This is a genomic window from Sphingobacterium paludis, assembly GCF_004364125.1.
Lineage (GTDB): Bacteria > Bacteroidota > Bacteroidia > Sphingobacteriales > Sphingobacteriaceae > Sphingobacterium > Sphingobacterium paludis.
Map to the genome: position 1 here is coordinate 636,854 of NZ_SNZV01000001.1, position 25,143 is coordinate 661,996.

At 45.4% G+C, this 25,143-nt stretch carries 19 protein-coding genes; 14 read left to right on the forward strand and 5 right to left on the reverse strand.

What is annotated here, in order from left to right:
* Window positions 1-296 precede the first annotated feature (296 nt).
* The 3 genes from B0I21_RS02625 to B0I21_RS02635 form a co-directional block, all read right to left on the reverse strand.
* Window positions 297-662, reverse strand: coding sequence for a response regulator (locus tag B0I21_RS02625; RefSeq protein WP_166637755.1), 366 nt, complete (start codon window positions 660-662; stop codon window positions 297-299).
* Window positions 663-870: 208 nt separating this feature from the next.
* Window positions 871-1,107: a hypothetical protein gene (locus B0I21_RS02630; protein ID WP_133638815.1), complete on the reverse strand. Its 237-nt coding sequence runs from the start codon at window positions 1,105-1,107 to the stop codon at window positions 871-873.
* Between the two features lies 1 nt (window position 1,108).
* Window positions 1,109-1,966, reverse strand: coding sequence for a universal stress protein (locus B0I21_RS02635; protein WP_166637756.1), 858 nt, complete (start codon window positions 1,964-1,966; stop codon window positions 1,109-1,111).
* Between the two features lie 260 nt (window positions 1,967-2,226).
* Between B0I21_RS02635 and B0I21_RS02640 the strand changes: the two genes are divergently transcribed.
* Together B0I21_RS02640 and B0I21_RS02645 are read left to right on the forward strand one after the other, a co-directional pair.
* Complete coding sequence (locus B0I21_RS02640; RefSeq protein WP_243835925.1) at window positions 2,227-2,799, forward strand: RNA polymerase sigma factor; 573 nt, start codon at window positions 2,227-2,229, stop codon at window positions 2,797-2,799.
* Window positions 2,800-2,811: 12 nt separating this feature from the next.
* On the forward strand, window positions 2,812-4,164 hold the full coding sequence (locus tag B0I21_RS02645) for an outer membrane beta-barrel protein (RefSeq protein ID WP_133638821.1): 1,353 nt from the start codon (window positions 2,812-2,814) through the stop codon (window positions 4,162-4,164).
* Between the two features lie 69 nt (window positions 4,165-4,233).
* Here the strand turns inward: B0I21_RS02645 and B0I21_RS02650 are convergent, their stop codons facing one another.
* Both B0I21_RS02650 and B0I21_RS02655 read right to left on the reverse strand, forming a co-directional pair.
* Window positions 4,234-4,845: an HAD family hydrolase gene (locus B0I21_RS02650; RefSeq protein ID WP_133638823.1), complete on the reverse strand. Its 612-nt coding sequence runs from the start codon at window positions 4,843-4,845 to the stop codon at window positions 4,234-4,236.
* Between the two features lie 27 nt (window positions 4,846-4,872).
* Window positions 4,873-6,084 (reverse strand): proline dehydrogenase family protein, encoded by a 1,212-nt coding sequence (locus tag B0I21_RS02655; RefSeq protein WP_133638825.1) that lies wholly within the window; start codon window positions 6,082-6,084, stop codon window positions 4,873-4,875.
* An 86-nt stretch (window positions 6,085-6,170) separates the two neighbouring features.
* Here B0I21_RS02655 and B0I21_RS02660 point away from each other — a divergent pair, with 86 nt between their 5' ends.
* From B0I21_RS02660 to B0I21_RS02715, 12 genes are all read left to right on the forward strand, one after another.
* A complete protein-coding gene (locus B0I21_RS02660; RefSeq protein WP_133638827.1) occupies window positions 6,171-6,377 on the forward strand; it encodes an RNA-binding S4 domain-containing protein in 207 nt (68 codons plus the stop codon).
* A gap of 11 nt (window positions 6,378-6,388) precedes the next feature.
* Entirely contained in the window at window positions 6,389-7,459 is a 1,071-nt protein-coding gene (gene aroB / locus B0I21_RS02665; RefSeq protein ID WP_133638829.1) for a 3-dehydroquinate synthase, read from the forward strand.
* Window positions 7,456-8,172 (forward strand): ThuA domain-containing protein, encoded by a 717-nt coding sequence (locus B0I21_RS02670; protein WP_133638831.1) that lies wholly within the window; start codon window positions 7,456-7,458, stop codon window positions 8,170-8,172. The genes aroB and B0I21_RS02670 overlap by 4 nt, the downstream gene beginning before the upstream one ends.
* Window positions 8,173-8,513: 341 nt before the next feature.
* A complete protein-coding gene (locus B0I21_RS02675; RefSeq protein ID WP_133638833.1) occupies window positions 8,514-11,786 on the forward strand; it encodes a SusC/RagA family TonB-linked outer membrane protein in 3,273 nt (1,090 codons plus the stop codon).
* Between the two features lie 18 nt (window positions 11,787-11,804).
* On the forward strand, window positions 11,805-13,523 hold the full coding sequence (locus tag B0I21_RS02680; RefSeq protein ID WP_133638835.1) for a RagB/SusD family nutrient uptake outer membrane protein: 1,719 nt from the start codon (window positions 11,805-11,807) through the stop codon (window positions 13,521-13,523).
* A 449-nt stretch (window positions 13,524-13,972) separates the two neighbouring features.
* Complete coding sequence (locus B0I21_RS02685) at window positions 13,973-17,245, forward strand: SusC/RagA family TonB-linked outer membrane protein (RefSeq protein ID WP_133638837.1); 3,273 nt, start codon at window positions 13,973-13,975, stop codon at window positions 17,243-17,245.
* A gap of 19 nt (window positions 17,246-17,264) precedes the next feature.
* Window positions 17,265-18,980 (forward strand): RagB/SusD family nutrient uptake outer membrane protein, encoded by a 1,716-nt coding sequence (locus tag B0I21_RS02690; protein ID WP_133638839.1) that lies wholly within the window; start codon window positions 17,265-17,267, stop codon window positions 18,978-18,980.
* A gap of 211 nt (window positions 18,981-19,191) precedes the next feature.
* Entirely contained in the window at window positions 19,192-20,499 is a 1,308-nt protein-coding gene (locus B0I21_RS02695; RefSeq protein ID WP_166637757.1) for a D-alanyl-D-alanine carboxypeptidase, read from the forward strand.
* Window positions 20,500-20,577: 78 nt separating this feature from the next.
* On the forward strand, window positions 20,578-21,885 hold the full coding sequence (locus B0I21_RS02700) for an MFS transporter (RefSeq protein WP_133638844.1): 1,308 nt from the start codon (window positions 20,578-20,580) through the stop codon (window positions 21,883-21,885).
* Entirely contained in the window at window positions 21,882-22,610 is a 729-nt protein-coding gene (locus tag B0I21_RS02705; RefSeq protein WP_133638846.1) for a (Fe-S)-binding protein, read from the forward strand. The genes B0I21_RS02700 and B0I21_RS02705 overlap by 4 nt, the downstream gene beginning before the upstream one ends.
* Window positions 22,611-22,626: 16 nt before the next feature.
* Window positions 22,627-23,511 (forward strand): sugar phosphate isomerase/epimerase family protein, encoded by an 885-nt coding sequence (locus tag B0I21_RS02710; protein ID WP_133638848.1) that lies wholly within the window; start codon window positions 22,627-22,629, stop codon window positions 23,509-23,511.
* Between the two features lie 46 nt (window positions 23,512-23,557).
* Window positions 23,558-25,129, forward strand: coding sequence for a peptide MFS transporter (locus B0I21_RS02715; protein WP_133638850.1), 1,572 nt, complete (start codon window positions 23,558-23,560; stop codon window positions 25,127-25,129).
* Window positions 25,130-25,143: the final 14 nt, after the last annotated feature.

Genomic DNA, 25,143 nt, shown 5'->3' on the forward strand with positions numbered 1-25,143 from the left:
AAGTTTTTTTTTCATATATTATTTAATAAAACGTGAGTCATGTAGGAAAAGAGCCACACATAAAAAGCAGGTGTCCTTGTAGGGCTGTTGTGCCTAAAATTTTCCGCAGGTAACCAGAAAGATTTTGCGCGGCAATGGATCGGTCATACTGTACAGCTGTTGCTGGGAAAGACCGCTGCTTAGCGTGTACAGCGAAATTTTACGATTTGGTTTGCGGGAGGTAATTCCATTAGCGTTGGTAACGCACTGTTGTGTTTCAAGGGCTAGTGTTCATCTTGTTGCTGCGCTGTCGGCATTTATGGTGCGGTCTGTAGTGCATCCTGCAGCACGTTAAGGAATTCGTCCATATCGAAGGGTTTAGCCAAGAACACATTAGCACCTGCTTCTAAGGCCACTTCATAGCCATTTCGACTCGCAGAAATACACAACACAAACGTGTCTTTCAGCTTTTCTTGGCTGCGTACATACCGGATACTTTCATCACCGGTGACGACTGGCATCCAAAGGTCAACGATAAACAGGTCCGGCTGTTCTTCTTGAAGACGATCGAAAATCTTACTGCTATCCGTTTCGGATATAACTTCGGCGTCTATATCCTCCAACATCAATTCCAGCATATTGACGATGCCGAAATCGTCATCGCAAATCAAGATTTTTTTCATCCTCATTTATGTATTAGATTAAGTGTATATCGTCGGATCTATGCACGATTCCAGCACGCCTGTACTGTTCCGTTTTACGCATGGAAAAGGTTGATTGCCAAAAATAGCACGTCCTGCTGAACTGTGAAAATATTTTTTGAATTTCTTGCTAAATAAAGTTTGCGACAATGAGGAAACGATCCATGGCTAAGTATGCTGGATCCATCTTCTATTTTAAATACATGGCTTCCCGGTGTTCTAATACATCTTTTATGGTGGGTATGCCTTTTGCTAATAAAGATTCGTGGTGCGGCGCTTTAATAATCACCTTATACGTTTTGCCATTGACAGCAAGAAAAAACAAGGCTCCGCTGCTGATCTGGTTTTCATCAACCAAAAGCGTATATTTTTCAGCAGGCTGCTTGAGCAGCTGATGTTTACTAAAAAGTTTATGTAGTTGTTCCATTTTAAAAATTTCCGGGGTCATCACCTTCCTGCAAAACAAGCGTCGCCATATTGGCGTGCACCCGAAGGCGATTGCTTATGCTTGACGTAAAGATACGTTCCAAAAAGTTTCTATTTCGCTTCACTAGGCAGAGTAGGTCGGCGCCATGCTCGTTGATATATAGATTCACGGTGTTTTCGATAGACTCCTTAAAATCGAGGAATACGAACTCGAGCTGCTCGTCCTGAAATCTTTTCCGCCAACGTTCTGAAATACCGATTACCTCGGCGTTGTATTCCTTGTGCACATACACGCATTTCACACGCACGCCAAACGGGCGGACAATAGTAAATATCTCTTGCAGTGCTGCTTCATCATTATCGCGGAATAGTGTGGTAAAGATCACTTCTTTGATCCGCTTGTACTGCGATTCTCGGGGTACGGATAACACCGGTATCTTCACGCCACGTATCACGCCTAACGTGTTTGAACCAAAAATTTTGTCAATCAAACCCTGGGCTCGGTTTGTTCCCATCAGCACAAAATCTATTTTCTCCCGTTCAATGATTTCCTGAGCGTTGGATACCACGGTGCCTTCTTCAAACAAGAAGGTGAGCGGGATCGCCGCTAAGTCTTTCTCGATCGCGATACTACGCAGTAATTCCGTATGCCGCTTGTAGCTTTCAAATTGATGAAATTCATAGTTTTCATATACCTCGGGCACAATTTCTGGCTGGCCACCGTGTGTGGCAGTCAGAACAGGCTGCATGTAGGTATGCAAAACGTAAATGGAAGCCTGAAGGTCCTTCGCTAGGTGTAGGGCATACGTGAAGGCGTTATTAGCCGCGTCCGAAAAGTCAGTAGGAAACAAAATTCTCATGAGCTCAGGTTTTTTTATTCTATCAAGCAATTTACGCAATTTTACTAGGTTGAACAAGCAGAATAAGTGAATTGTTTTTTTTCTAAAAAGCTGTAGCATTCAGAAGAAAGCCGTCGTTCTATCAACAGTTATTAAAACGAGGTGTATGATGAGATTTTAGTTCGCTGTTCAGGTAGTAAAAGATTATTTCGCTAAATTGGCTTATCGGAGCAGACGATTAAATGAAGAGCATTCGGCAATACTGGAAAAAAGAAACTCTTTTGTCATTAAGAGGGGCATTAGAGGACTGTGTTTTGGGAAAAACCGAACGAGGCAAATCTTTCATTTATAAAAAATACTATGGTTATGTGATGGCGGTGGTTCTTCGGTATGTTAATGCCGAGATGGATGCGGAAGAAGTGGTGAATGAAACATTTGTAAAAGTGTTTCGGAAGAGCGAAACCTTTGAAAGGCATGCCGATGACGAAGTCTTGGAAAAAACCTTTCGATCATGGTTGGCACGCATCGCGGTTAATACGTCCATTGACATGTTGCGTAGCAAAAAGCCCCTTGATTATTTTGACGATACGGCACCGGAAGATCTAAAAATGCACAGCACTGTGATCAATGATAGGCTCGGTGTTGAGGATATTTTAAAATTGCTGAACAAAATACCGGATATCCAGCGTACCATATTTAATCTATTCGAGGTCGAGGGGTATTCGCATGAAGAAATAGGGGAGATGCTTCGTATTCCCGAAAGCACGTCAAGAACGTACCTGACCAGAGCGAAGCAACGGTTGAGAAAATTGTACATAGAAGAATTTAATGTTTCGCAAAATATACATATGTAATTGCGGGGAAAGATGGAAGAAAGCAACAATAAGGAACTGATCGAGGTTATCAAAGAGCGTCTTAAAGTCGCCGATGATAGACCTTACCGCGCGGGAGCATGGGAGGGCTTTAAGGCGAAATATGAGCCGAAAAAGACGACCAAGCTATTGCCGGCGTATTGGGCTGCCGCAGCGGCATTGGTTGTGGCTGGGTTTACATTTTTGCTTCGTACTGAAGATCAACCACGTGATTTCGTTGTTGTGCAACAGGAAAATGCCGGCACGCAAAACCAAGAGCTTAAGCCGCAAATCGATTCGAAAAGCGGATGGAAAGAGGAGCAACAGCGGCCGACTGAGACACCACGGCCAGCATCAGGTGCGTTGTCAGACGCTGTCTTCCCTGACGACGCGGTGCCATCATCACGGCTAGCTTGGTATGATCATTCGACTATAGTCGCTATGAACGAACGTGGTCTAAGCGGACCAACGCAGCCTTGGCAGACAGGACAGTCCATGTTGAACTTCAAGTTGAACCTTTCACCTAAAATAGCTTCGTTTGGCGATGACGTGGATCACCCCGAAATCCGGGAGACGAATTTGGGCGAGGGATTTGAACTGGCTCAACGGCCTGATGCACACGAGTTAGCGCGGGATAAAGCGGCTTTAAAACTCAACCCGACACGCTTTAACTTCAATGATAAATTCGAAGTGGGTGCTTTTCTTAGCCCATCGACCACAAATCAACGTTTTGATGTTGGAGGCGGTTTGGTGCTCGCATACCAGTTGTCGGATAAGCTGGCACTCCGAACCGGTGCCGCTTTCAACCAGTATGAGGTCGGTCTGTTAGGTTCAGAACTGAGCGCTTCCTCCAGCGAAGGTATGCGCTTCAATTCGCCAGAAACCCCCGTGGATGGTGCAGCACTTGTTTCAAAGGATGTTCCTTATAGAGCAAGCAATTTGCTCTTGCCTGACTTGAATTTCGTATCCGGCAAGGTGCAGACATTGGATATACCGTTGGAAATTAAGTACAATGTCGGTCGGCAGTTTTATGCCACCGGCGGTATTTCCTATGCTGTCGTACTTTCGCAGGAACGCTTTAACCACATCACCGAGTATAGTGGCGCTCCAACATATTCAAGCGCTTCAGACTCTGGACAGCCGACCAACCAGCCAACGGCCGTCGAGCGTACTTTGCAAGCCGAAACGAATAATGTCAATACGAATGGTTTTGGTGGTTTCGCCAACTTCTCGATAGGCCGAAAGACAACACTCAGCAAGTCGTTTAAACTGTCTATAGAGCCTTTCGTCAAGATTCCTATTGGACAGTTTAAACGTGCAGATATGAATTACACCAATGGCGGCCTTCGCGTGATCACGACGTTTTAACAGCGGAGCATCGATAAAAGTCTTTTCTGCCTAGGTGCTATCACGATAGTCTGTCGCACAAGTAGGCCGCTACAGCTGGTCTGTCCTTACCCAGGCCATCCCTGCGGCAATTGCACCCTGCACGCCGGGATCGCCGTCTTCAAAGACGAGGCATTCCTGAGGCGTCACGCCCAGCTGTTCGGCGGCTAATAAAAACGGTTGAGGGGAAGGTTTGCCTTCCGGTGTGTCGCCGGCGCAGACCAGCGTTTCATATGTGCCAGTCAACTGGATCACGTCCAGGGTAATACGTAAGGTGGATCGTGAACCTCCAGAAACCAGTCCTATTTTCTTCTGACCAATGTTTGCTAGTAAATGTTGAAAAACGTGGTCTACGGGCAGGGTCTGCTGGATAAACTGCTCAATAAAAACGGCAGATTTTCGCTTTGCAAACTCCAGGACGTTGATTTTTTTTCCGTAGCGCCGGCCAATCTCTTCGGCTACGGCCACCGTCGGCCATCCGGCCAGCTCGTCAACGATGCCGCCATCCAGATCGATACCGTATTCACCAGCAGTGGCAACATACGATGCGCGGTGTGCAGCCATGTTATCGGCAAGGGTGCCATCTACATCATAAAGTAGGGCACGGTAGGGGGCCGATTTCTGTTGTAATAGTTCGAATTTTCGTTGAGATTCTGCATTCATAGCGCAAACATAAAAAATCTTGACAGATCATACCGATCCAGATTCTATTTTTGTTTTTTTCCTACGTGCTTTTTCTTTCATTATTAAATTCAGTTCCCGTCCGGTTTGGCCACCTACCGAAGTGTTTTCCTGTGCACGACGGAAAAGGTAAGGCATCACCGCTTTAACTGGGCCATAAGGCATATATTTTGCGATGTTGAAGCCGGCTGCCGCAAGATTGAACGATAGGTTGTCAGACATGCCTAATAGCTGCGCAAAATACACATGGTCATTTTTTGGCGATATGCCGCGCTTCAAAACCTCCTCGGCCAATAGCTGGGAGCTCTCTTCATTATGTGTACCGGCCATCATGCCGATTCTGTTGATGTGTTCTAAGCAAAAAAGGATAGCCTCGTTGTAGTCTACATCACTCGCCGGCTTATTCGGTTGGATGGGTGATTCGTATCGTTTTTCTGCTGCCCGAGCGCGTTCAATTTCCATATAGGCACCCCGTACAATCTTCGCACCCAAATAAAAATTCTGGGTTTGCGCGTAGGCGAAGTCGGCTTTTAAAGAAGCAAGCTTATCGTGTCTATACAATTGGTAGGTGTTATACACGATGGCTTTCTCTTTGTTATATTTTTCCATCATTTCCCGAGCGAAGTCATCAATCGTATCCTGTATCCAAGAGTGTTCTGCATCGACAAGCACTTTGATGTCGGCGTCATAGCATGCTTTGCAGATTTTGTCGATACGTTGGTGTACCTTGTCAAATTCTGAACGTTCCCGTTCCGTCAATGTTTGTTTTGCATCCAGCTTGGCGAATAGATCAAAGCGGCCTAAACCGGTGGGTTTAAATACGCAGAAAGAAATATGGGGGTTATTTTTTGCGAAGGCTACCGTGCGTAATATTTCGTTGCAAGTGCTGTCAAAGCTCTGCTCTGACTCTTCACCTTCGACGGAATAATCCAAGATGGTGGTAACGTTTCCCTTGCCCAATTCGTCTATCGTGCGGGCACAGCCCTCAATCGATTCTCCGCCGCAAAACTGTTTGTAAATGGTGTTCCGAATGATACCTTGGATAGGTAACCCTATGTTTAGGGCAAAAGTGGTAAGGGGTGTTCCCACTTTGATCAAGGCATTACTTGCAACCATCTTGAAAAGCCAATAGGCTTTATCCAACTCCTTGTCACTTTTGTTACGAAATGCAATTTCCGTATTATCGAAATCGATCTTTACCTCGCTATGGGCAGCTATCATATGTGTAAAATTAATGGCCAAAATTAAATATTTATTTTGAATAGCCTTATATTTACAAGATGCTAAAAATGGATTTATTTTAATTTATGCAAACGTTTTCATTAAAGGGAGAATATATTCAAATGATTCAGCTGTTAAAGGTGATGAATTGGGTAGAACATGGTGCTATGGCACAGCTTGTTGTGGAGGAAGGACTAGTCAAGTACAATGGCGAAGTAGATTACAGAAAAAGGCTTAAAGTAAAGCGCGATGATGTTGTGGAGTTTGACGGACAGCAAGTCAAAATTATTTAATATCTTAGCACATGACAAAACAAATAGCTAGCTTAGGCTATACCGTATATTTCGAGAAAAACCTTGATTCCTTATCCTCTTTTATTGCCGCTCGCGCGTATTCACAGATTTTGATCCTTGTGGATCGCAATACAAACGATCATTGCCTACCACTGTTGCAGCAGGCAATACCGCAGATCTCAGACTACGATATCATCGAGGTAGACCCTGGAGAGGAAAATAAAAACATTGACTTTTGTATAGGGGTTTGGAAAACCATGCTCGATTTTGGTGCTGACAGAAAAGCGTTGATGATTAACCTTGGCGGTGGAGTTGTTACTGATTTAGGCGGATTTGCCGCGGCGACATACAAAAGAGGAATTGATTTTATACAAATACCGACGACATTGTTGTCGCAGGTAGACGCTTCGGTCGGCGGAAAAACGGGTATCGATTTAGATAATGTGAAGAACATTATCGGCACGTTTACACAGCCACAGGCTGTTTTTATTAGTTCGCTGTTCTTGAAGTCATTGGACGATAGGCAGATGCGTTCTGGATTTGCAGAGGTCATTAAGCATGGTTTGATTTTTGATCGTAACCTGTTCGAGCAAACCCAACAGGTGGATTTGGAGGCTGATGATCTCGATGAAATCATTTATAGATCAGTCGCCATCAAGAATGAAGTGATTACCCAAGATCCTACAGAGCAGGGCCTGCGAAAGATACTTAACTTTGGCCATACCATCGGACATGCTGTGGAGGGGTACTCGCTCCTTCACGACGAAAACCCGCTGCTGCATGGCGAGGCTATTGCCATCGGCATGATATGTGAAGCTTACTTGTCCGTTAAGCTGAATGGACTGAAAGAGGAAGGTCTGCACCGCATTGTTAAACGCTTTGATGAGCTATTTGATCGGTATGCATTAAAGACAGAAACCTATGAAGAGCTTTTGGCGCTGATGCAGAATGATAAGAAAAACGAGTCCAAGCGCGTCGGTTTTGCGCTGCTTGCTGATGTAGGACAGTGCGACTATAACTTATTTGTCGAGGAAGAGGCTATTAAAGAGAGTCTGGATTTTTACAAAAACTTACCGGTATGATAAAAAGAAACCTATCGATCTTGCTTTTTACATGGTGCAGCATAATGTATTCCCACGCACAACACAAAGTGCTAATTTTTTCAAAGACTGCAGAATTTCGACACGAAAGCATCCCAAAGGGAGTGGCTACCGTTTCCGAAATCGTAAAAAAAGCGGGGATAGGTGTTCAACATACCGAGGATGTCGCCTATTTTTGTCAGGATAGTTTAGCGAATTTCCAGGCGTTGATATTTTTAAGCACCACGGGAGATCTTTTCAATGCCGCACAAAAAGAAGCTATTCAGCAATTTATTCAAGCTGGAAAGGGTTTTGTGGGGATTCACGCCGCTTCCGACACCGAACACCACTGGCCTTGGTATGGTGAGCTCGTTGGCGGCTATTTCGCTAGTCACCCGGCAGTGCAAAATGCAAAACTAGAGGTGCTCAATCAAAAACATCCATCCACAGAAACATTGCAGCGTGTTTGGTGGCATAAAGATGAGTGGTATGATTTTACCAAGGTGCAGCCGGGTCTCCATATACTGATGACCGTTGATGAAAGTACATACAAAGGTGGAAAAATGGGTAAGTTTCATCCGGTCGCTTGGTTTCGAGAGTTTGACGGCGGACGAACGTTCTATACCGCCCTCGGTCATACCGATGAATCTTTCGATAGCCAGGAATTTCGCCAACATCTATTGGGCGGAATTAAGTATGTGTTAAATATACAGTAACCCACGTTGCTGCCCGAGCAAACAAGCTAAACCCAATCGGTTTAGCTTTTTTTTTTGAAAATTTCTGGAATCTTTTATTTGTTTTAACATAAGTATTTCTATACATTAGTTATTGAAATTTATTATTGTAAAATTATAATTCTAAAATGATTTTATTATTATATTAAGTTTCGGAGTAAAATAGCTATAATTTGTATTTACTTATCTGGATTAAATATATTGTTAATCGGTTTTAAACTAATAATAGTGCCTATGTGTTAAATAAAATCACCACATATACAGGTTACGCGCTTGTTATGTTCAGCGAACTTTAATTTTAAACCTTCACTTTTACGTATGTAATGAAAAGAATAATCCTTTTTTTTGGACAGGCATTTTTTTGCCCCAATTATCCTATTATGCAAGTGTTTTGGATTTCCTGTACGCTGTTGTGTATATGGAACTATGCACTGGCCAGCGGCATCGAACCGCCGCCGCAGAAAACCGAAGTCATGGCGCATCTGCTACCGCAAAGCACGATTCGGGGGAGTGTGGTAGACGCTGTAAGTAAATCGCCGCTAGCGGGCGTCACCTTAAAAGTCATCGGCAAGAGTGCTGCTACATCAACCGATGAAAACGGCGTGTTTGAATTATCGGTCTCGGTAAACGACATTGTTGAGGTCAACTACATCGGCTACCAGTCGCTACGTGTCACGGTAGCTTCGATAACAGCCAACCTCACTATTGAAATGCAGACAGATAACAGCAGCTTGGAAGAGGTGTTGGTGACCGGCTATGGGTCGCAGCGAAAGAAAGACCTTACCGGTGCGGTTGCTGTCGTTAATGTCGCCCAGTTAAAGACGCAGCCAGCTGCTACCGCTGTTGAAGCTTTGCAGGGGCGGGCGACAGGGGTGCAGGTGGTGAATGATGGAGCACCCGGTTCAACGCCGCAGATCAAGATTCGCGGTTACAGTACGATCAATAACAATGAACCGCTTTACATTATCGATGGTGTGCCCTTCGAAGGTAAGCTGAGTTGGTTAAATCAAAATGATATTGAAACCATGCAGGTTTTGAAAGATGCATCGGCGGCTTCGATTTATGGTTCACGCGCCAATAACGGTGTCGTCATTATCACAACGAAAACCGGTAGGCAAGGTAAGCCGGAAATTTCGTTCGACTCTTACGTGGGGTTACAAACACCGCGGCCGAATACTTTTCCAGAGATGATGAGCCCACAACAAGTGTATGACCTTAATAATCGATTAGGGGGTACGAATTTGCTTTTACCCGAATATTTGTTGGCTGGAGGACTTGGACGAGAAAATGTGGCGTCTATGACCCCCGCAGATTACGATATGTCCAGGTACAATTACTCGCGAAATCCCAACACATTCTATCAGATTACGAAAGCGAATAGAGAAGGTACAAACTGGTTTCGGGAGCTGTCGCAGAATGCGCCCACACAAAGCTATCAGCTTAGCGCTACGGGCGGCGGAGAAAATGCTACCTATGCCGTTTCTCTGGGACATTTGAAACAAAAGGGTGCCATCATTCATAGTGGTTTCGAGCGATTTAATGTACGATCGAACACCGTTTTTAAAGCTTTTGGCGGTAAACTGCGTTTGGGGGAGAATATGCAGTTCGGGCACACCCGAGGTTTTGGCGTTGGCGTTAATCCAAATGTAGCGGGCGGTTATATGGGCGACGGCAGCATTTTAGGATTTGCATTTCGTGTACAAAATATCATTCCCGTATACGATGAAGGAGGGAATTTTGCTGGCTCTAGAGGGGGTTGGGGAAACGGCCAAAACCCAGTAGCGATGGCTTTCCGAGGAAAGGATAATGTCAATAAAGCCAATATGTTCTTCGGTAATGCTTTTGCCGAATATGACATCCTGGACGGTTTGATGTTTCGCTCTAGTTTTGGTATGAAGTACGAAAATTACAACGGTATGAATATTACCTATCCAAATCCAGAGTTTTCGGAAGGTTCGTTTAATAATGCCCTGAGCGAGTATGCGGGTTACAATACCGAATGGACATGGACCAATACCCTAAATTGGCGAAAGGTGATTGATAAACACAACATCAATGTGTTGGCGGGTACAGAAGCGATCGATAATCGTTCGCGGGATCTTTCGGCCAGTAGAAACGGTTTTTTCCTGTTGAACAGCTTGGACTATTTCTACCTGAACGCCGGTACCTCCAATTTCGGCAACTCGGGGATCGGATCTTTAGGCGCGCTTTTCTCTATTTTCGGAAAAGTCGATTATAGCTTTGACGATCGCTTTATTTTAAGCGCTACCGTTCGTCGGGATGGATCTTCCAACTTCGGTGCAGCCAATCAATATGGCGTGTTTCCAGGAATCAGCGGAGCGTGGAGGCTTTCCAATGAAGAATTTTTAAAACCTGTTGCTTGGATCAGCGATTTAAAGCTGCGGGCTGGTTATGGTGTCACCGGCAATCAGCGCATACCGGTGTTGCAGTTCATGAACCGATATAGTTCTATTATCAACGAGTCGTCGTACCCTATCAATGGAACGGTGGCCACCGGTATCTGGCAAAGCGACTATGCCAATCCTGACGTAAAGTGGGAACAGGTAAATGCGCTGAATTTAGGTATAGACTTTACGCTGTTTAACGGCGATATTGATGGTGCGATTGACTACTACGATAAGCGTACCAATGATATGTTGTTTCGGGTTCCGCTACCGGCAGCGGCGTTAGGCAATGCCAGAGCCCCGTATGTCAATGTAGGTAGCATGAGCAATAAAGGATTGGAATTGGCACTCGGCTACCATTACGGCTATCGGCAAGAAAGTGATTTCAAGTTGGATTTGGCGGGTACGATATCACGAAACGTGAACAGGGTAGAGTCGTTGGCGCCATCAATAACTTCGCAGGTTTATGGCAACCTTCGGGATCTACAAACGACCATTTTACAGGCAGGGGAGCAGTTTGGTGCGTTTTACGGTTATCAGGTTGTCGGAATATACCAGAGCGATAGTGATGTTGCAAACTCTCCATCTTATGCCGGCGCACGCCCCGGAGGCCTTAAGTATGCGGATATCAATGGTGATGGTGTGATTAACGATGCCGACCGAACGGTTATCGGATCGCCCCATCCCGATTTTATTTATTCTTTAGCCATCAACACGGCCTATAAGAATTTTGATTTGTCGATGTTCTTTTATGGTTCACAAGGTAATCAAGTTTTTGATGCGACGCGCTATTTTACAGATTTTAGTGTGTTTGATGGTGCAAAAAGCGCTCGACTACTCGATGCTTGGAGCCCGGAAAATGCGGGGAGCGGTATACCCTCACCGGCACTAAACGCCTCGAGCTTTGAGTTTCAGTCCTCCTCGTATTATGTACAGGATGCCAGCTTTTTGAAATTAAGGACGATGCAGCTGGGTTATAATCTGCCTGTTAAAAACCTTTTTGGAGAAAATACCGCTGTCAGCCGCTTGCGTGTGTATTTAGGGGTCAATAACGTTTTTACGATTACGAAATATGATGGCTTAGATCCTGAAGTTACAGCTATGCCCAGTGATTATCCTGCTCTAGGTGTCGACATAGGGAGTTACCCGCAAGCGAGGCAATACACATTCGGCGTCAGTTTAGGTTTTTAGTTTTTAAAGAATTTTATCATGAAAAATTACACGATATATATAGTGGTCTTATGTTCGGGGTTATTGCTTGCTGGATGTGGAAAAGATTTTCTCAATAAGAATCCGCAGGGCGCGCTAAGTGAGGAGCAAGTGCTAAACAGCGATGGCGTGGAAGCAAATCTACTGGGTGCCTATGGGATATTGAACGGTAATGTTAGAGGCACATGGGGAAATGTGGGTGCAGCACCTAGTCAGTGGCTTTTTGGGGAGGTTCCATCTGACAATGCGCATAAGGGCTCTGAGCCTACGGACGATCCCGGTATGAATCTTATCGAGTTGTTAACGCCCAATCCGGCAAGTACGCACCTCACGCACATGTGGCAAGTGTATTATGAAGGTGTAGCGCGTTGTAACAGAACGCTCGTATTACTGCGAAGAGATCAGGAAGGTGAAAATACCATTTCGGCGGCACGTGCGGTGGAGATACAGGCAGAATCCAGGATGTTGCGGGCACATTACTATTTTTACCTCTGGCGTGTATTTAGAAATATACCTTGGATCGATGAAAATACCGCATTCGACGAGGCACAAACTATGCCCAATAATGAAGATGTATATCCAAGAATTGTTGCTGATGCGCAATTTGCCGTTGACAATCTTCCAGAAGCCAAAATAAACGGAGAGATGGGACGGATGGATAGAACGACCGCGAAAGCGTATTTGGGTAAGCTTTACTTGTACCAGCGCAATTATGGCCTTGCTCTACCGCTTTTTAAAGAGGTTATCGGCGGTAAGGATATCACCTCGATGCCATTTCAAAATAACTTCAACGTAGATACCGAAGATGGCCCAGAGGTGGTAATGGCCTCCAAGCATGCTATCAACCCAGATGGCAGTGGTGACAATGCGAATGTGGGCGATATGTTAACGGGCATTCACGGCACTTCGCCGGTAGGCTGCTGCGGCTTTCATCAGCCCTCTATCGATCTGGTGAACGCGTATAAAGTGGATGCAAATGGCCTCCCGTATTTTAATAACGCGTATCGTGTAGATCCTTATCTATCGGATTTTGGAATAACCGATACAGCGGCAAAGCGACGCTATGTGGTCAGCGATACATTACGTGTGGATCCGCGCTTGGACTACACCGTGGGCAGGCGAGGCGTTCCGTATTTGGATTACGGTGTGATGCCGGGTGATGGCTGGATCAGGGCGGTGAGCTGGGGCGGCCCTTTTATTGGTATGAAAAGTATGATTAACCAAAGCCAGTTTGCATCGAACGCCGTACCAGGGGCGCCGTACATCACTGGATTGGACGTCAATATCATCCGCCTCGCCGATGTGATTTTGATGGCTGCCGAATGTGAGGTGGAGCTCGGGAATCTGAGTGGTGCTTTGGCCTATGTAAATGCCATACGGGTGCGGGCGGCAACCTTGCCGGCGAAACAGGTAGATGCTGTTGATGTTGCCAATTACCTGGTTGCGCCTTACCCTTCCTTTCCAGATGTCAATTACGCCAGAAATGCCGTACGTATGGAGCGTCGGCTGGAGCTTGCTATGGAGGGGCACCGATTTTACGATCTGGTGAGATGGGGCATTGCAAAAGAAACGATAGAAAGTTACTCGGCATTTGAAGGTCGGTATCTTCCGGCGTATAATGGAATCATCTTCAATACCTGGAATAACTATTATCCGATTCCACAAATAGAGATTGATAGAAGTGGGCGGACGCTGATACAAAACGACGGTTATAATTGATAACCGCTTCGTTTATTTTTTATCGAAATGATCTACCCGGAGTCTTGCGTGCAAATGAGGTAACATCTTTGGTTTGAAAAAACATCAAGGTGTTACATGTACACTAAGAATCTTTTCCATATAGCTGTATAGAAGCTAAACCCAAACGGTTTAGCTTTTTTATTTCAAAAAAAAGGTCTTTAAATATTTGTTTTCTCGTAAACGTTTGCGTAGTTTAGTTGTAACAACATCGTTGCTAACACAATAGAACTAAAAAGTCATTTTAACATATAATCACTTTCGCTAAGATACTGCGTCTTTGTCGCTTCGTTAAGATTCGATAATGAACCCTTATTTTTTCGATTTTGAGAAACTAATAAAGGAGCCTATGTAGAAATATGTACTAAATTTTGCGCAATCTGCGCCCGCTGATCAATAAACTTTAATTGTAAACTTTTTTTGCTAACACCATGAAAAAAATTACCACTTTTTCTGGGGGGGAATCTTTTTACCCCAAAAAACCGATAAATAGAGCATTATGGATATCTGGAGCCTTGCTGTTGGTTGGAACTTACACGCAAGCCGCTGTGTATTCTCGCGTTCCGGTCGCTGTATCGATGAAGATGGAACGCGTTCAACAAAAAACTGTACGCGGGAGCGTCGTTGATGCAGCCACGAAAACGGCCTTGGCCGGCGTCACACTGAAGGTCGTGGGAAAAACAGCAGCCACGTCAACCGACGAAAACGGCGTATTCGAACTTGCGGCCGCGGTCAACGATGTGATCGAGGTCAATTACATCGGTTATCAGGTGGCGCGCGTAACCGTGCTTGCGTCCACAACAAATCTTACTATCGAATTGCAGGCCGATAACAGTAGCCTTGAAGAGGTGCTGGTAACGGGCTATGGCACCCAGCGGAAGAAAGACCTGACCGGTGCCGTTGCTGTCGTGAACGTAGAACAGTTAAAAACACAACCCGCCGCTACAGCCGTAGAAGCTCTGCAAGGCCGTGCGACGGGGGTGCAGATCGTCAACGATGGCGCACCGGGTTCTACACCGCAGATCAAAATTCGTGGTTACAGTACCATTAATAACAACGAGCCACTTTACATTATAGACGGCGTGCCTTTTGAAGGTAAATTAAGCTGGCTAAATCAAAATGATATCGAAAGCATGCAGGTATTGAAAGACGCCTCCGCTGCCTCTATTTATGGTTCACGGGCTAATAATGGTGTAGTCATTATCACCACTAAAACCGGTAGAGAAGGAAAGCCCCAGATTGCTTTCGACTCGTATGTAGGGCTGCAGACACCCCGTTACAATACCTTTCCCAAGATGATGAGTCCGCAGCAGGTTTATGATTTAAATAATAGGCTGGGTGGCACAAACTTGAGCTTGCCGGATTATCTATTAACGGGTGAACTTGGGCGTGAAAATGTGGATGCGATGACGCCTGCTGATTACGACATGTCGCGATACAATTATTCTCGAAATCCGAGCACGTTTTATCAAATTACCAAGGCCAATAAGGAGGGTACAAACTGGTTTCGGGAGCTGTCACAAAATGCCCCCACACAAAGTTATCAGTTGAGCTCAACCGGCGGCGGCGAGAACGCCACATATGCGGTTTCCTTGGGACATTTGAAACAAAAGGGTGCGATTATACATAGTGGATTTGAGCGGTTTAATGTCCGGTCAAATACAATATTCAAAGCATTTGACGGCAAACTTCGCTTGGGTGAAAACATGCAATATAGCCACACCCGCGGTTTTGGTGTGGGCGTAAATCCAAATGTAGCGGGCGGTTATATGGAAGAAGGTAGCATCCTCGGCTTTGCTTTTCGAATCCAAAACATCATCCCGGTGTATGATGAAGGCGGGAACTTCGCTGGTTCAAAAGGCGGCTGGGGGAATGGACAGAACCCCGTAGCCATGGCCTTTCGCGGAAAGGACGATGTGAATAAAACAAATATGTTTTTTGGGAATGCATTCGCAGAATACGACATCTTGGATGGCTTAATGTTTCGATCCAGTTTTGGTATGAAATACGAAAACTATACCGGTATGGATATTACCTACCCCAATCCAGAGTTTTCAGAAGGTTCATTTAATAATGGCCTCAGTGAATATGCAGGCTATAACACGGAATGGACCTGGACAAATACGTTGAATTGGCGTAAGCTTATCGGTAAGCACAATATCAATGTGTTGGCCGGTACGGAAGCGATCGATAATCGCGCACGCGATCTTTCCGCCAATAGAAACGGATTCTTCCTATTGAATAGTCTGGATTACTTCTATCTCAATGCTGGTACCTCTAACTTCGGCAATACGGGCACGGGTTCGCTAGGTGCACTATTTTCCATATTCGGAAAGGTAGACTACAGCTTTGATGATCGCTACATTTTAAGCGCTACCGTACGTCGCGATGGGTCATCAAACTTTGGTGAAGCAAACCAATATGGTGTGTTTCCCGGCATCAGCGGTGCTTGGAGGCTTTCGAGTGAAGAGTTCTTAAAACCCGTTACCTGGATAACCGATCTTAAATTGCGTGCAGGTTATGGTGTAACAGGTAACCAGCGTATCCCTCCTTTACAATTTATGAATCGGTATACCTCGATTATCAACGAGTCGTCCTACCCGATCAATGGCACCGTAGCAACGGGTATCTGGCAAAGTGACTATGCCAATCCGGATGTGAAATGGGAACAAGTTAATGCATTAAACTTAGGTCTCGATTTTACCTTATTCAATGGTGATTTTGATGGTGCTTTTGATTATTACGATAAGCGCACCAAAGATATGCTATTCCGCGTTCCACTCCCGGCTGCTGCGGTGGGCCGGGCGAGAGCGCCTTACGTGAACGTTGGGAACATGAGCAACAAAGGGGTCGAGTTCGCCTTAGGTTACCATTATGGCTATCGTCAGGAAAGCGATTTTAAATTAGACTTGGCGGGCACCATTTCACGCAATGTGAATAGGGTGGAGTCGTTGGCACCGTCGATAACTTCCCAGATTTATGGAAATTTTAGGAGTATGGAAACTACAATTCTCCGTGCGGGTGAGCAGTTTGGCGCCTTTTACGGATATCAAGTTGCTGGAATATACCAAAACGACAGCGATGTGGCCAACTCGCCATCGTATGCTGGCGCACGGCCGGGTGGTTTAAAGTTTGCCGATATCAATGGAGATGGTAATATAAACGACGCCGACAGAACGGTTATTGGCTCTCCTCACCCAGACTTTATCTATTCGCTAGCCGTCAATACAGCCTATAAAAACTTCGATTTCTCGATGTTCTTTTATGGATCACAAGGCAATGAAGTTTTTGACGCCACGCGGTATTTTACCGATTTCAGCGTTTTCTCCGGCCAAAAAAGTGCTCGGCTATTAGATGCCTGGAGTCCTGAAAATCCGGGCAGTGCTGTGCCCTCACCTATACTAAATGCATCGACTTTCGAGTATGCCTCATCTTCTTATTACGTGCAAGATGCTAGCTTTTTAAAGCTGAGGACGATGCAACTCGGCTATAACTTGCCGGTCAAAAATTTATTTGGAGAAAACACGTCAGTGAGTAAGCTGCGGGTGTATCTGGGTGTCAACAATGTTTTTACAATCACCAAGTATGACGGACTGGATCCGGAGGTAACAGCCACCGCGAGTGATTATCCGGCTCTTGGCGTAGACTTCGGAAGCTATCCGCAGGCTCGCCAATATACATTCGGCGTAAGTTTAGGTTTTTAATATTAAAAGGAGTTTTATCATGAAAAAGTACGCATTATATACCTCGATCCTTCTATCCGGTCTTTTGCTTTCCGGATGTGGGAAGGATTTTCTTAATAAGAACCCCCAAGGAGCCCTCAGTGAAGAGCAAGTGTTAAACAGCGAAGGCGTGGAAGCTAATCTGCTTGGTGCCTATGGCATCCTGAACGGAAACGTTAGCGGTACCTGGGGAAATTATGCTTCTGCACCGAGCCAATGGCTCTTTGGCGAAGTAGCTGCCGATAACGCACATAAGGGGTCCGAAGAAACAGATCAACCTAATATGAATCTCATTGAGTTGTTGCGCCCTAATCCTGCAAATGATAACCTATCGCAAATGTGGCAGGTTTATTACGAGGGCGTGGCGCGCTGTAACAGGACCATCGCGCTGTTAAAGAAAGATCAACAGGGCAGTGGCACGGTCAATGCTTCGCGCGCCGTGGAAATTGAGGCCGAAGCCAGAATGTTGCGCGCGCATTACTATTTCTATCTGTGGCGCGTGTTTAAAAACATACCTTGGGTTGACGAAAATACACCGATAGATGAGGCGAAGGTTATGCCCAATGATCAAGACGTGTACCCGAAGATTATTGCCGATGCGCAGTTTGCCGTAGAAAATCTTCCGGAAAGCAAGATAAGCGGTGAAAAAGGCAGGATGGACAAGATGATTGCAAAGGCCTACTTAGGTAAATTACATCTTTACCAAGGCAATTATAGCCTAGCGCTGCCTTTGTTTAAAGAAGCTATTGGAAGTAAGGACATTACGGCTATGCCTTTTCAGAATAACTTTAACGTAGAAACGGAGGATGGGCCAGAAGTGCTAATGGTATCGAAGCATGCCATTAATCCAAACGGCACGGGCGATAACGCGAATGTCGGGGATATGCTCTCTGGATTGTACGGCACATCGCCTGTAGGTTGCTGTGGCTTCTATCAACCGTCTATTGATCTGGTTAATGCTTATCGGGTAGATGCTAATGGCTTACCGTATCTAAATGGGCAATACCGTCAAGATCCTTATCTATCCGATTTGGGTTTAACTGACACCGAGAAAGCACAGTATGCCGTGAATAGATCGCTACGTGTCGATCCGCGGTTGGACTACACGGTGGGCCGTCGCGGGATTCCTTATCTTGATTACGGGGTGATGCCGGGCGATGCCTGGATTCGCTTAGCCAGCTACGCAGGCCCGTTTGTCGGCATAAAAACAATGATCAACAGAAGCCAATTTGCATCGCATGCCGTACCGGGCGAACCGTATATCACGGCGCTTGATGTCAATATCATGCGTTTGGCCGATGTTATTTTGATGGCTGCAGAATGCGAGGTGGAGCTAGGAAACCTGAGCGGAGCGTTGGCTTATGTGAATGCGATACGCCTGCGGGCGGCCAAACTGCCTCCGAAGCAGCTTAATGGCGTAAACATGGCCAACTATGTTGTTCAGCCTTATGCATCCTTTCCCAATGCGGAATATGCGCGTAACGCGGTGCGTATGGAGCGCCGGCTGGAGCTGGCATTGGAAGGCCACCGTTTCTATGACCTCGTGCGGTGGGGCATTGCGAAACAAACCTTGGAAAGTTATTCCACTTTTGAAGGCGGCCACTTGCCCGCTTTCGGTGGTGTAACATTCAATACGCAAAACGCATATTTCCCTATTCCACAGATCGAGATTGATCGAAGCGGGGGATCCTTAAAGCAAAACACCGGCTATAACTAAATTTTTTCATTCTAGCCCTCAAGCCCGATTCTTGGTAGCGATTTGCTGTCAAGAATCGGGCTTTTTTGCTGCCAGTCTATACCGACAACGCTATCCATTGCTTATTGATCAGCAGGTTGAAAGACAATGCGATCCTACTTAGGTATGAGGTTTGGAATAATTCGGACGCGGTATACTGCTTTTTATGTGCGTCTTTTTGTATGTTTACGCTATGAAAAACACTTTGCTGGCTATAACGATGCTTTTCGCAACGTTTAAGCTATTCGGGCAAACATTTGATGTGAATCCAATAAAACGTGAGCTGGAGCAATCGCCGATCCTAAGGAATCATTTTTTTGGGGTATGTCTGTATGATTTGGATAGCAACCGCTTTGTTATGGGTGTTAACGAGAATAAGCATTTTACACCGGCTTCAAACGCCAAAGTATTCACTTTATTTGCCGCACTGAAGTATCTTGGTGATTCTATTGCGGGGCTGCACTACGTAGAGCGTGGCGACTCTCTTATTTTCTGGGGAACCGGCGACCCCACGTTTTTACACCATAGACATGATTCGGGTAAGGTTTTTAACTTCTTGAAAAAAAGTGATAAAAAGCTTTTTTATGCAATGGATGATTCAGCTGAAGAAACCTTTTACCGAAAAGGTTGGGCCGTGGAAGATTATGAGGAGTATTACCAACCCGAAATCAGCAGTTTTCCTATTTACGGCAATGTAGTCACGTTTCGGGAACAAGGTGGGCGGCTTAGCTCTTCTCCCAGCTATTTTCAGGCAGCGGTATCGCAGCAGGCCGATGGCAAGACGGACTATACGCTACGACGAAAGTTTGATACCAATCTTTTTGTACAAAATCGGAGCCATCCGCCCCATAAGTATGTGAATGAAAAGCCTTTCAGGTATTCAACGGAATTATTTATCAAACTCCTTACGGATACCCTAAAGCGGGAGGTTTCGCTTATAAAAGCACCACGCCCGGTGGAGGTGCAGACCATATATTCGACAGCTACGGCATCCTTATTACGTGAGATGATGCTGCCCAGCGATAACTTTCTGGCCGAACAGCTGCAGATGATGGCCGCTCTAAAAAGATATCATGGATTTCGAACGGCACAGCTGCGGCAGGATATGGGTAAAGAGTTCTATGATTTCTTTCGTGATAAGGTAGACTTGTATGACGCTAGCGGGTTATCCAGCTATAATAAAGTGACACCACGTAGTATGGTCGAAGTGCTGTTAATGGTCGTGTCGATACTGCCGGACACGACTGCGCTCCATCAGCTGTTCCCGGCAGGTGGTGTGGACGGAACGCTGAAGCGAACCTATAAGCTCGATGCTGGCGAGCCCTTTGTTTGGGCAAAAACAGGTACCATTAGCGCGGTGCACAATCAAAGTGGTTTTATTCGAACACGATCTGGACGCAACCTTGTTTTTTCCTTTCTCAATACAAACTTCTTGGGCGGTTCAAGCTCGGTGAGTAGGGAGATAGCGCGCGTGGTCACGTTCATTCGGCAGCACTATTAGCGGATGTATAGGAATAATTCGTATTTTACTATTTCACTTTCTTATATTTAGTGAACATTGCTATATTCGCTATAATTTATGCGCGTCATCAAAAAAAACGACAAACGCTTGATTCGTTCTTGGTCTATGTACGACTGGGCGAATTCTGCCTACAATTTGGTCATCACATCGACCATTTTTCCAGCTTATTATACAGCCATTACACAAACGGAAGAACATGGAGATGTCGTATCGTTCTTTGGTTTCGAAATCATCAATACCGCCTTATCAAACTTTAGTTTAGCTTGTGCGTACCTGATCATGGCAATTACGCTGCCGTTTATCTCCTCGTATGCCGATGTGCACGGAAAGAAAAAGCAGATCATGATGTTTTTTACCTATTTCGGGGCTTTATCGTGTATGGGCCTATTTTTCTTTCGACTAGAAACGCTCGAAATGAGTATTATCCTGTTTGCGTTGGCTGCCATGGGGTATATAGGGGGCGTGCTCTTCAACAATTCCTACTTGCCAGAAATTGCAACAGCAGACCAGCAAGATCGGGTAAGTGCGCAGGGATTTGCCTATGGCTATGTAGGCTGTGTGACCTTGCAAATTATCTGCCTCGTATTTATACTATCGCCGCAATGGTTTGGAATAACGGACCCTTCTTTTGGTCCGCGGTTGTCCTTCCTGCTGGTTGGTCTTTGGTGGGCGGGTTTTGCAAGCATTCCCTTCCGCGCACTACCTGGAAACCAGCGCTCTTCTATTCGTGCCTCGAAAAAGCTTTTTCGGACCGTGATTATAGAATTTAGAATTGTACTTCGTAAAATAGGCCGCATGATACGCATCAAACGTTTTTTGCCCGCCTATTTTTTTTATGCATCCGGTGTACAGACCGTGATGATTGTGGCGGCGGCCTTCGGAGCGAAAGAGCTGAAAATGGAAAGCTCAAAACTTATTATTACCATATTACTCATACAGTTGGTGGCTATCTTAGGCGCCCTTTTCATGTCCAAACTATCCGAGCGGTTTGGCAATATTAAGGTCTTGATAGCCGTTGTTACGGTTTGGCTGGGCATCTGCATTGCCGCATTTTTCGTGAGCAGCGAGATGGAATTTTATATCTTGGCTTGTGTTGTTGGTCTGGTGATGGGCGGAATACAGTCGCTCTCCCGATCCACATACTCCAAATTTTTACCCGAAGATATCAAAGACACGGCATCTTTTTTTAGCTTTTATGACGTGACCGAAAAACTGGCCATTGTCATGGGGCTACTCTCTTTCGCATTGATCGAGCAGATGACGCATAACATCCGCTATTCAGCACTGGCGTTATCTATTTTTTTTATCATAGGCGGGCTGCTTTTGCTTCGGGTTTTACGGTTTAACAAAGCAATGACTGCATGAAAGTACAACTCTTTATCCCTTGTGTAGTGGATCAAATTTACCCGGAGACTGCATTTAACAGTATCAAACTGTTACAAAAAGCTGGTTGCGAAGTGGTTTACAATCCACAGCAAACCTGCTGCGGACAACTGGCTTACAATGCTGGTTTCTGGGACGAGGCTAAACGTATAGGCCTTAAATTTATAGCCGATTTTCCAGAAGACGCGTACATTGTGGCTCCCTCTGTTTCCTGCACAGGCATGGTGAAAGATGGTTACGATGATTTGTTTACCAATTCAACCTTACATAATACCTGCCGGAATATACAATCCAATATGTATGAAATCAGCGACTTTCTGGTAAATGTGCTCAAAAAAGATTACTTTGGAGCAGAGTTGGTCGGCACAGCGGTGTATCATCATTCCTGTTCGGGCGATCCTACGTCTAAGACCATCGGCGAAGCAAAACAACTCCTTAGCCAGGTTGGTGGATTGGAGTTGCTGGACATGCGCGAGCCGGACGGCTGTTGCGGTTTTGGAGGAGCTTTTGCTGTGAAATTTGAAGGGATCTCCTCGGCGATGGCAGAGCAACGCGTTTTGAATGCCATACAGGCAAAGGCAGACTTTATCATCTGCACCGATAGCACATGTATCATGCAATTGCAAGCCTATATTGATAAGCAGCAATTACCCATAAAAACAAAGCACATCGCCGATGTATTAACATCTGGTTGGGCAAACATATAACACAAAAGCTAACATAATGAACTCAAGAAGAACTTTTCTAAAAAATGCGGGGCTCGCGGCAGCAGGTCTTGCCTTGGCACCCTCGTTGGACGTTTTTGCAGCGAAGAAATCATGGTTTGACATATCGCTTGCCGAATGGTCATTGCACAAAACGTTATTTAAGGGCGACCTAAAAAATATCGACTTTCCAGAACTGGCAGCGAAAAAATTTGGTATCTATGGTGTTGAATATGTGAATCAATTCTTTAAGGATAAGGCGAAGGATATGACCTATTTAAAGGATTTGAACAACCGCGCAAAAGATAACGGTGTAACCAATGTGTTGATCATGATTGACGGCGAAGGAAATCTCGGCGACGAAGATGCCAGCAAGCGTAAAACGGCCGTAGAGAACCACCATAAATGGATTGATGCCGCAGCATTTTTAGGATGTAAGGCTATCCGGGTAAATGCAGCGGGAAAAGGAACTCCTGAACAAGTGAAAAGCAATGTGGTTGAAAGTTTATCAGCCTTGGCCGATTATGGTAAAAAAGGGAAAATCAATGTGATTGTGGAAAACCATGGCGGCATATCGTCGCACGGCGATTGGCTAGCAGATGTGCTAAAGACCGTAAATAAAAAGAACTGCGGCAGTCTTCCTGATTTTGGCAACTTCTATGAATACGACCGCTACCAAGGGGTGCAAGATCTCATGCCTTTTGCCAAAGGGGTAAGCGCCAAGAGCCACGATTTCGATGCCAACGGTGATGAGACGCAAATCGATTATGAAAAAATGATGAAAATCGTGAAGAATGCCGGGTTTAAAGGCTTTGTTGGGATAGAATACGAAGGCTCTAAGCTTCCGGAAATGGAAGGTATCGCAGCAACAAAGAAATTATTGGAACGCTTTAAAACACTTTAACCAACTAGACAATCCACCTAACCATTAAAAGACGAATTACACACTTATGAGTCAACAACAAGACGAACTATTAGTTAGCCATTTAGCCAAGAAGGGATTGGATGATAAGATGGTATTGGGGCATCCGGCCAGCCTATTTGTTCTGTTTTTTACAGAGATGTGGGAACGTTTTAGCTACTACGGCATGCGTGCCTTGTTAGTCACCTTTTTAATAACGGAGATTGCTGACAAGGGCTGGGGCTGGACCAATGCAGAGGCCATGGAACTGTATGGTTGGTACACCGGCCTAGTTTACGCGACACCGCTGATTGGGGGTATGATCGCAGATAGGCTAACAGGCTATAAAAAAGCTATTATCCTAGGTGCCCTTATCATGACATTAGGCCACGCCTCCATGGCGTTAGAAGGGGAGGCTAAGGTCTTTTTTTACATTGGTTTAGGGTTGATGATCTTAGGCAATGGTTTATTTAAACCGAATATTTCCTCTATGGTAGGGCAGCTCTATCCAGACAATAGTGCAAAGAAGGACTCCGGTTATACCATCTTTTATATGGGGATCAACGCAGGGGCTTTTTTAGGATCGTTGCTTTGTGGTTACATCGGCGAGAAGATCGGCTGGCACTACGGTTTTGGTTTAGCTGGCGTTTTTATGTTCTTCGGGATGTTGCAATTCTATTTCGGTCAACGCATATTTGGGGTCATCGGAGATTCGCCCAAAAAGGCGATTCAATTACCGAGCGATGCTGATGCCGTGCCGATTCCAGGTAAAGTGGTGCGCGATAGGCTGATCGTCGTTGCCGTGCTTGTGATTGCGAGCGTATTCTTTTTTCTCGCTTTTGAGCAGGCAGGTGGCTCGATGACAATTTTCGCCAAAAACTATACGCAACGTGTTTTGGAAGGAACAGCCGGCACAACGTTTAAATGGGTCGATGCGGCGCTAACGATATTACCTATCCTCGTGGTTACGTATGTGTTGACTCGCTTGGCGGGAAAGATCATTAAGCAATATCCGCTGACGATTATCTTCACGCTGATCTCCTTTTTCTCGATCATGCTTTTGGGCTTGTGGAAGGTGCACCGCGAGTTCACATCTGACGTCACTGAAGTGACGGTCGCTTGGTTCCAAATTCTGAACGCTTTTTTTATCGTCACGTTGGCTTCCTCGTTCAGTAAATTTTGGGAACGGGTTTGGAACCCTTCGGGACCTGTGAAGTTTGCTTTGGGGCTTATACTTGTCGGGGTCGGTTTCTTGGCGCTATCCTACGGAAGTATGCAGATTCCTCCTGGCGCTGCCACGGCTTCGGTCAGCATGATATGGCTTGTCCTTGCTTACTTTTTTCATACAACGGGCGAACTCTGCGTTTCGCCGGTGGGTTTGTCGTACATGAGTAAGCTGTCGCCACAGAAATTTATCGGTTTAATTTTTGGTTTTTGGTTTTTGGCATCGGCTATAGCAAACAAACTGGCTGGCTTGAGCGGCGGCTTGATCGATAAGATTACGGCTATGTATTCCATGTCGACTTTCTTCTTGATTATCGCAGGCTTACCTATTGGTGCCGCCTTGCTTTTACTTGTTTTTAGTCCGCTATTGCGCAAGATGATGCATGGCATTAATTAATCCAACACAAGATC

Excerpts from the sequence above, each read along its gene's own strand:
- B0I21_RS02625 (WP_166637755.1), bottom strand. The coding sequence starts at position 662 with ATGAAAAAAATCTTGATTTGCGATGACGATTTCGGCATCGTCAATATG.
- B0I21_RS02630 (WP_133638815.1), bottom strand. The coding sequence starts at position 1,107 with ATGGAACAACTACATAAACTTTTTAGTAAACATCAGCTGCTCAAGCAG.
- B0I21_RS02635 (WP_166637756.1), bottom strand. The coding sequence starts at position 1,966 with ATGAGAATTTTGTTTCCTACTGACTTTTCGGACGCGGCTAATAACGCC.
- B0I21_RS02645 (WP_133638821.1), top strand. The coding sequence starts at position 2,812 with ATGGAAGAAAGCAACAATAAGGAACTGATCGAGGTTATCAAAGAGCGT.
- B0I21_RS02650 (WP_133638823.1), bottom strand. The coding sequence starts at position 4,845 with ATGAATGCAGAATCTCAACGAAAATTCGAACTATTACAACAGAAATCG.
- B0I21_RS02655 (WP_133638825.1), bottom strand. The coding sequence starts at position 6,084 with ATGATAGCTGCCCATAGCGAGGTAAAGATCGATTTCGATAATACGGAA.
- B0I21_RS02660 (WP_133638827.1), top strand. The coding sequence starts at position 6,171 with ATGCAAACGTTTTCATTAAAGGGAGAATATATTCAAATGATTCAGCTG.
- aroB (WP_133638829.1), top strand. The coding sequence starts at position 6,389 with ATGACAAAACAAATAGCTAGCTTAGGCTATACCGTATATTTCGAGAAA.
- B0I21_RS02670 (WP_133638831.1), top strand. The coding sequence starts at position 7,456 with ATGATAAAAAGAAACCTATCGATCTTGCTTTTTACATGGTGCAGCATA.
- B0I21_RS02675 (WP_133638833.1), top strand. The coding sequence starts at position 8,514 with ATGAAAAGAATAATCCTTTTTTTTGGACAGGCATTTTTTTGCCCCAAT.
- B0I21_RS02680 (WP_133638835.1), top strand. The coding sequence starts at position 11,805 with ATGAAAAATTACACGATATATATAGTGGTCTTATGTTCGGGGTTATTG.
- B0I21_RS02685 (WP_133638837.1), top strand. The coding sequence starts at position 13,973 with ATGAAAAAAATTACCACTTTTTCTGGGGGGGAATCTTTTTACCCCAAA.
- B0I21_RS02690 (WP_133638839.1), top strand. The coding sequence starts at position 17,265 with ATGAAAAAGTACGCATTATATACCTCGATCCTTCTATCCGGTCTTTTG.
- B0I21_RS02695 (WP_166637757.1), top strand. The coding sequence starts at position 19,192 with ATGAAAAACACTTTGCTGGCTATAACGATGCTTTTCGCAACGTTTAAG.
- B0I21_RS02700 (WP_133638844.1), top strand. The coding sequence starts at position 20,578 with ATGCGCGTCATCAAAAAAAACGACAAACGCTTGATTCGTTCTTGGTCT.
- B0I21_RS02705 (WP_133638846.1), top strand. The coding sequence starts at position 21,882 with ATGAAAGTACAACTCTTTATCCCTTGTGTAGTGGATCAAATTTACCCG.
- B0I21_RS02710 (WP_133638848.1), top strand. The coding sequence starts at position 22,627 with ATGAACTCAAGAAGAACTTTTCTAAAAAATGCGGGGCTCGCGGCAGCA.
- B0I21_RS02715 (WP_133638850.1), top strand. The coding sequence starts at position 23,558 with ATGAGTCAACAACAAGACGAACTATTAGTTAGCCATTTAGCCAAGAAG.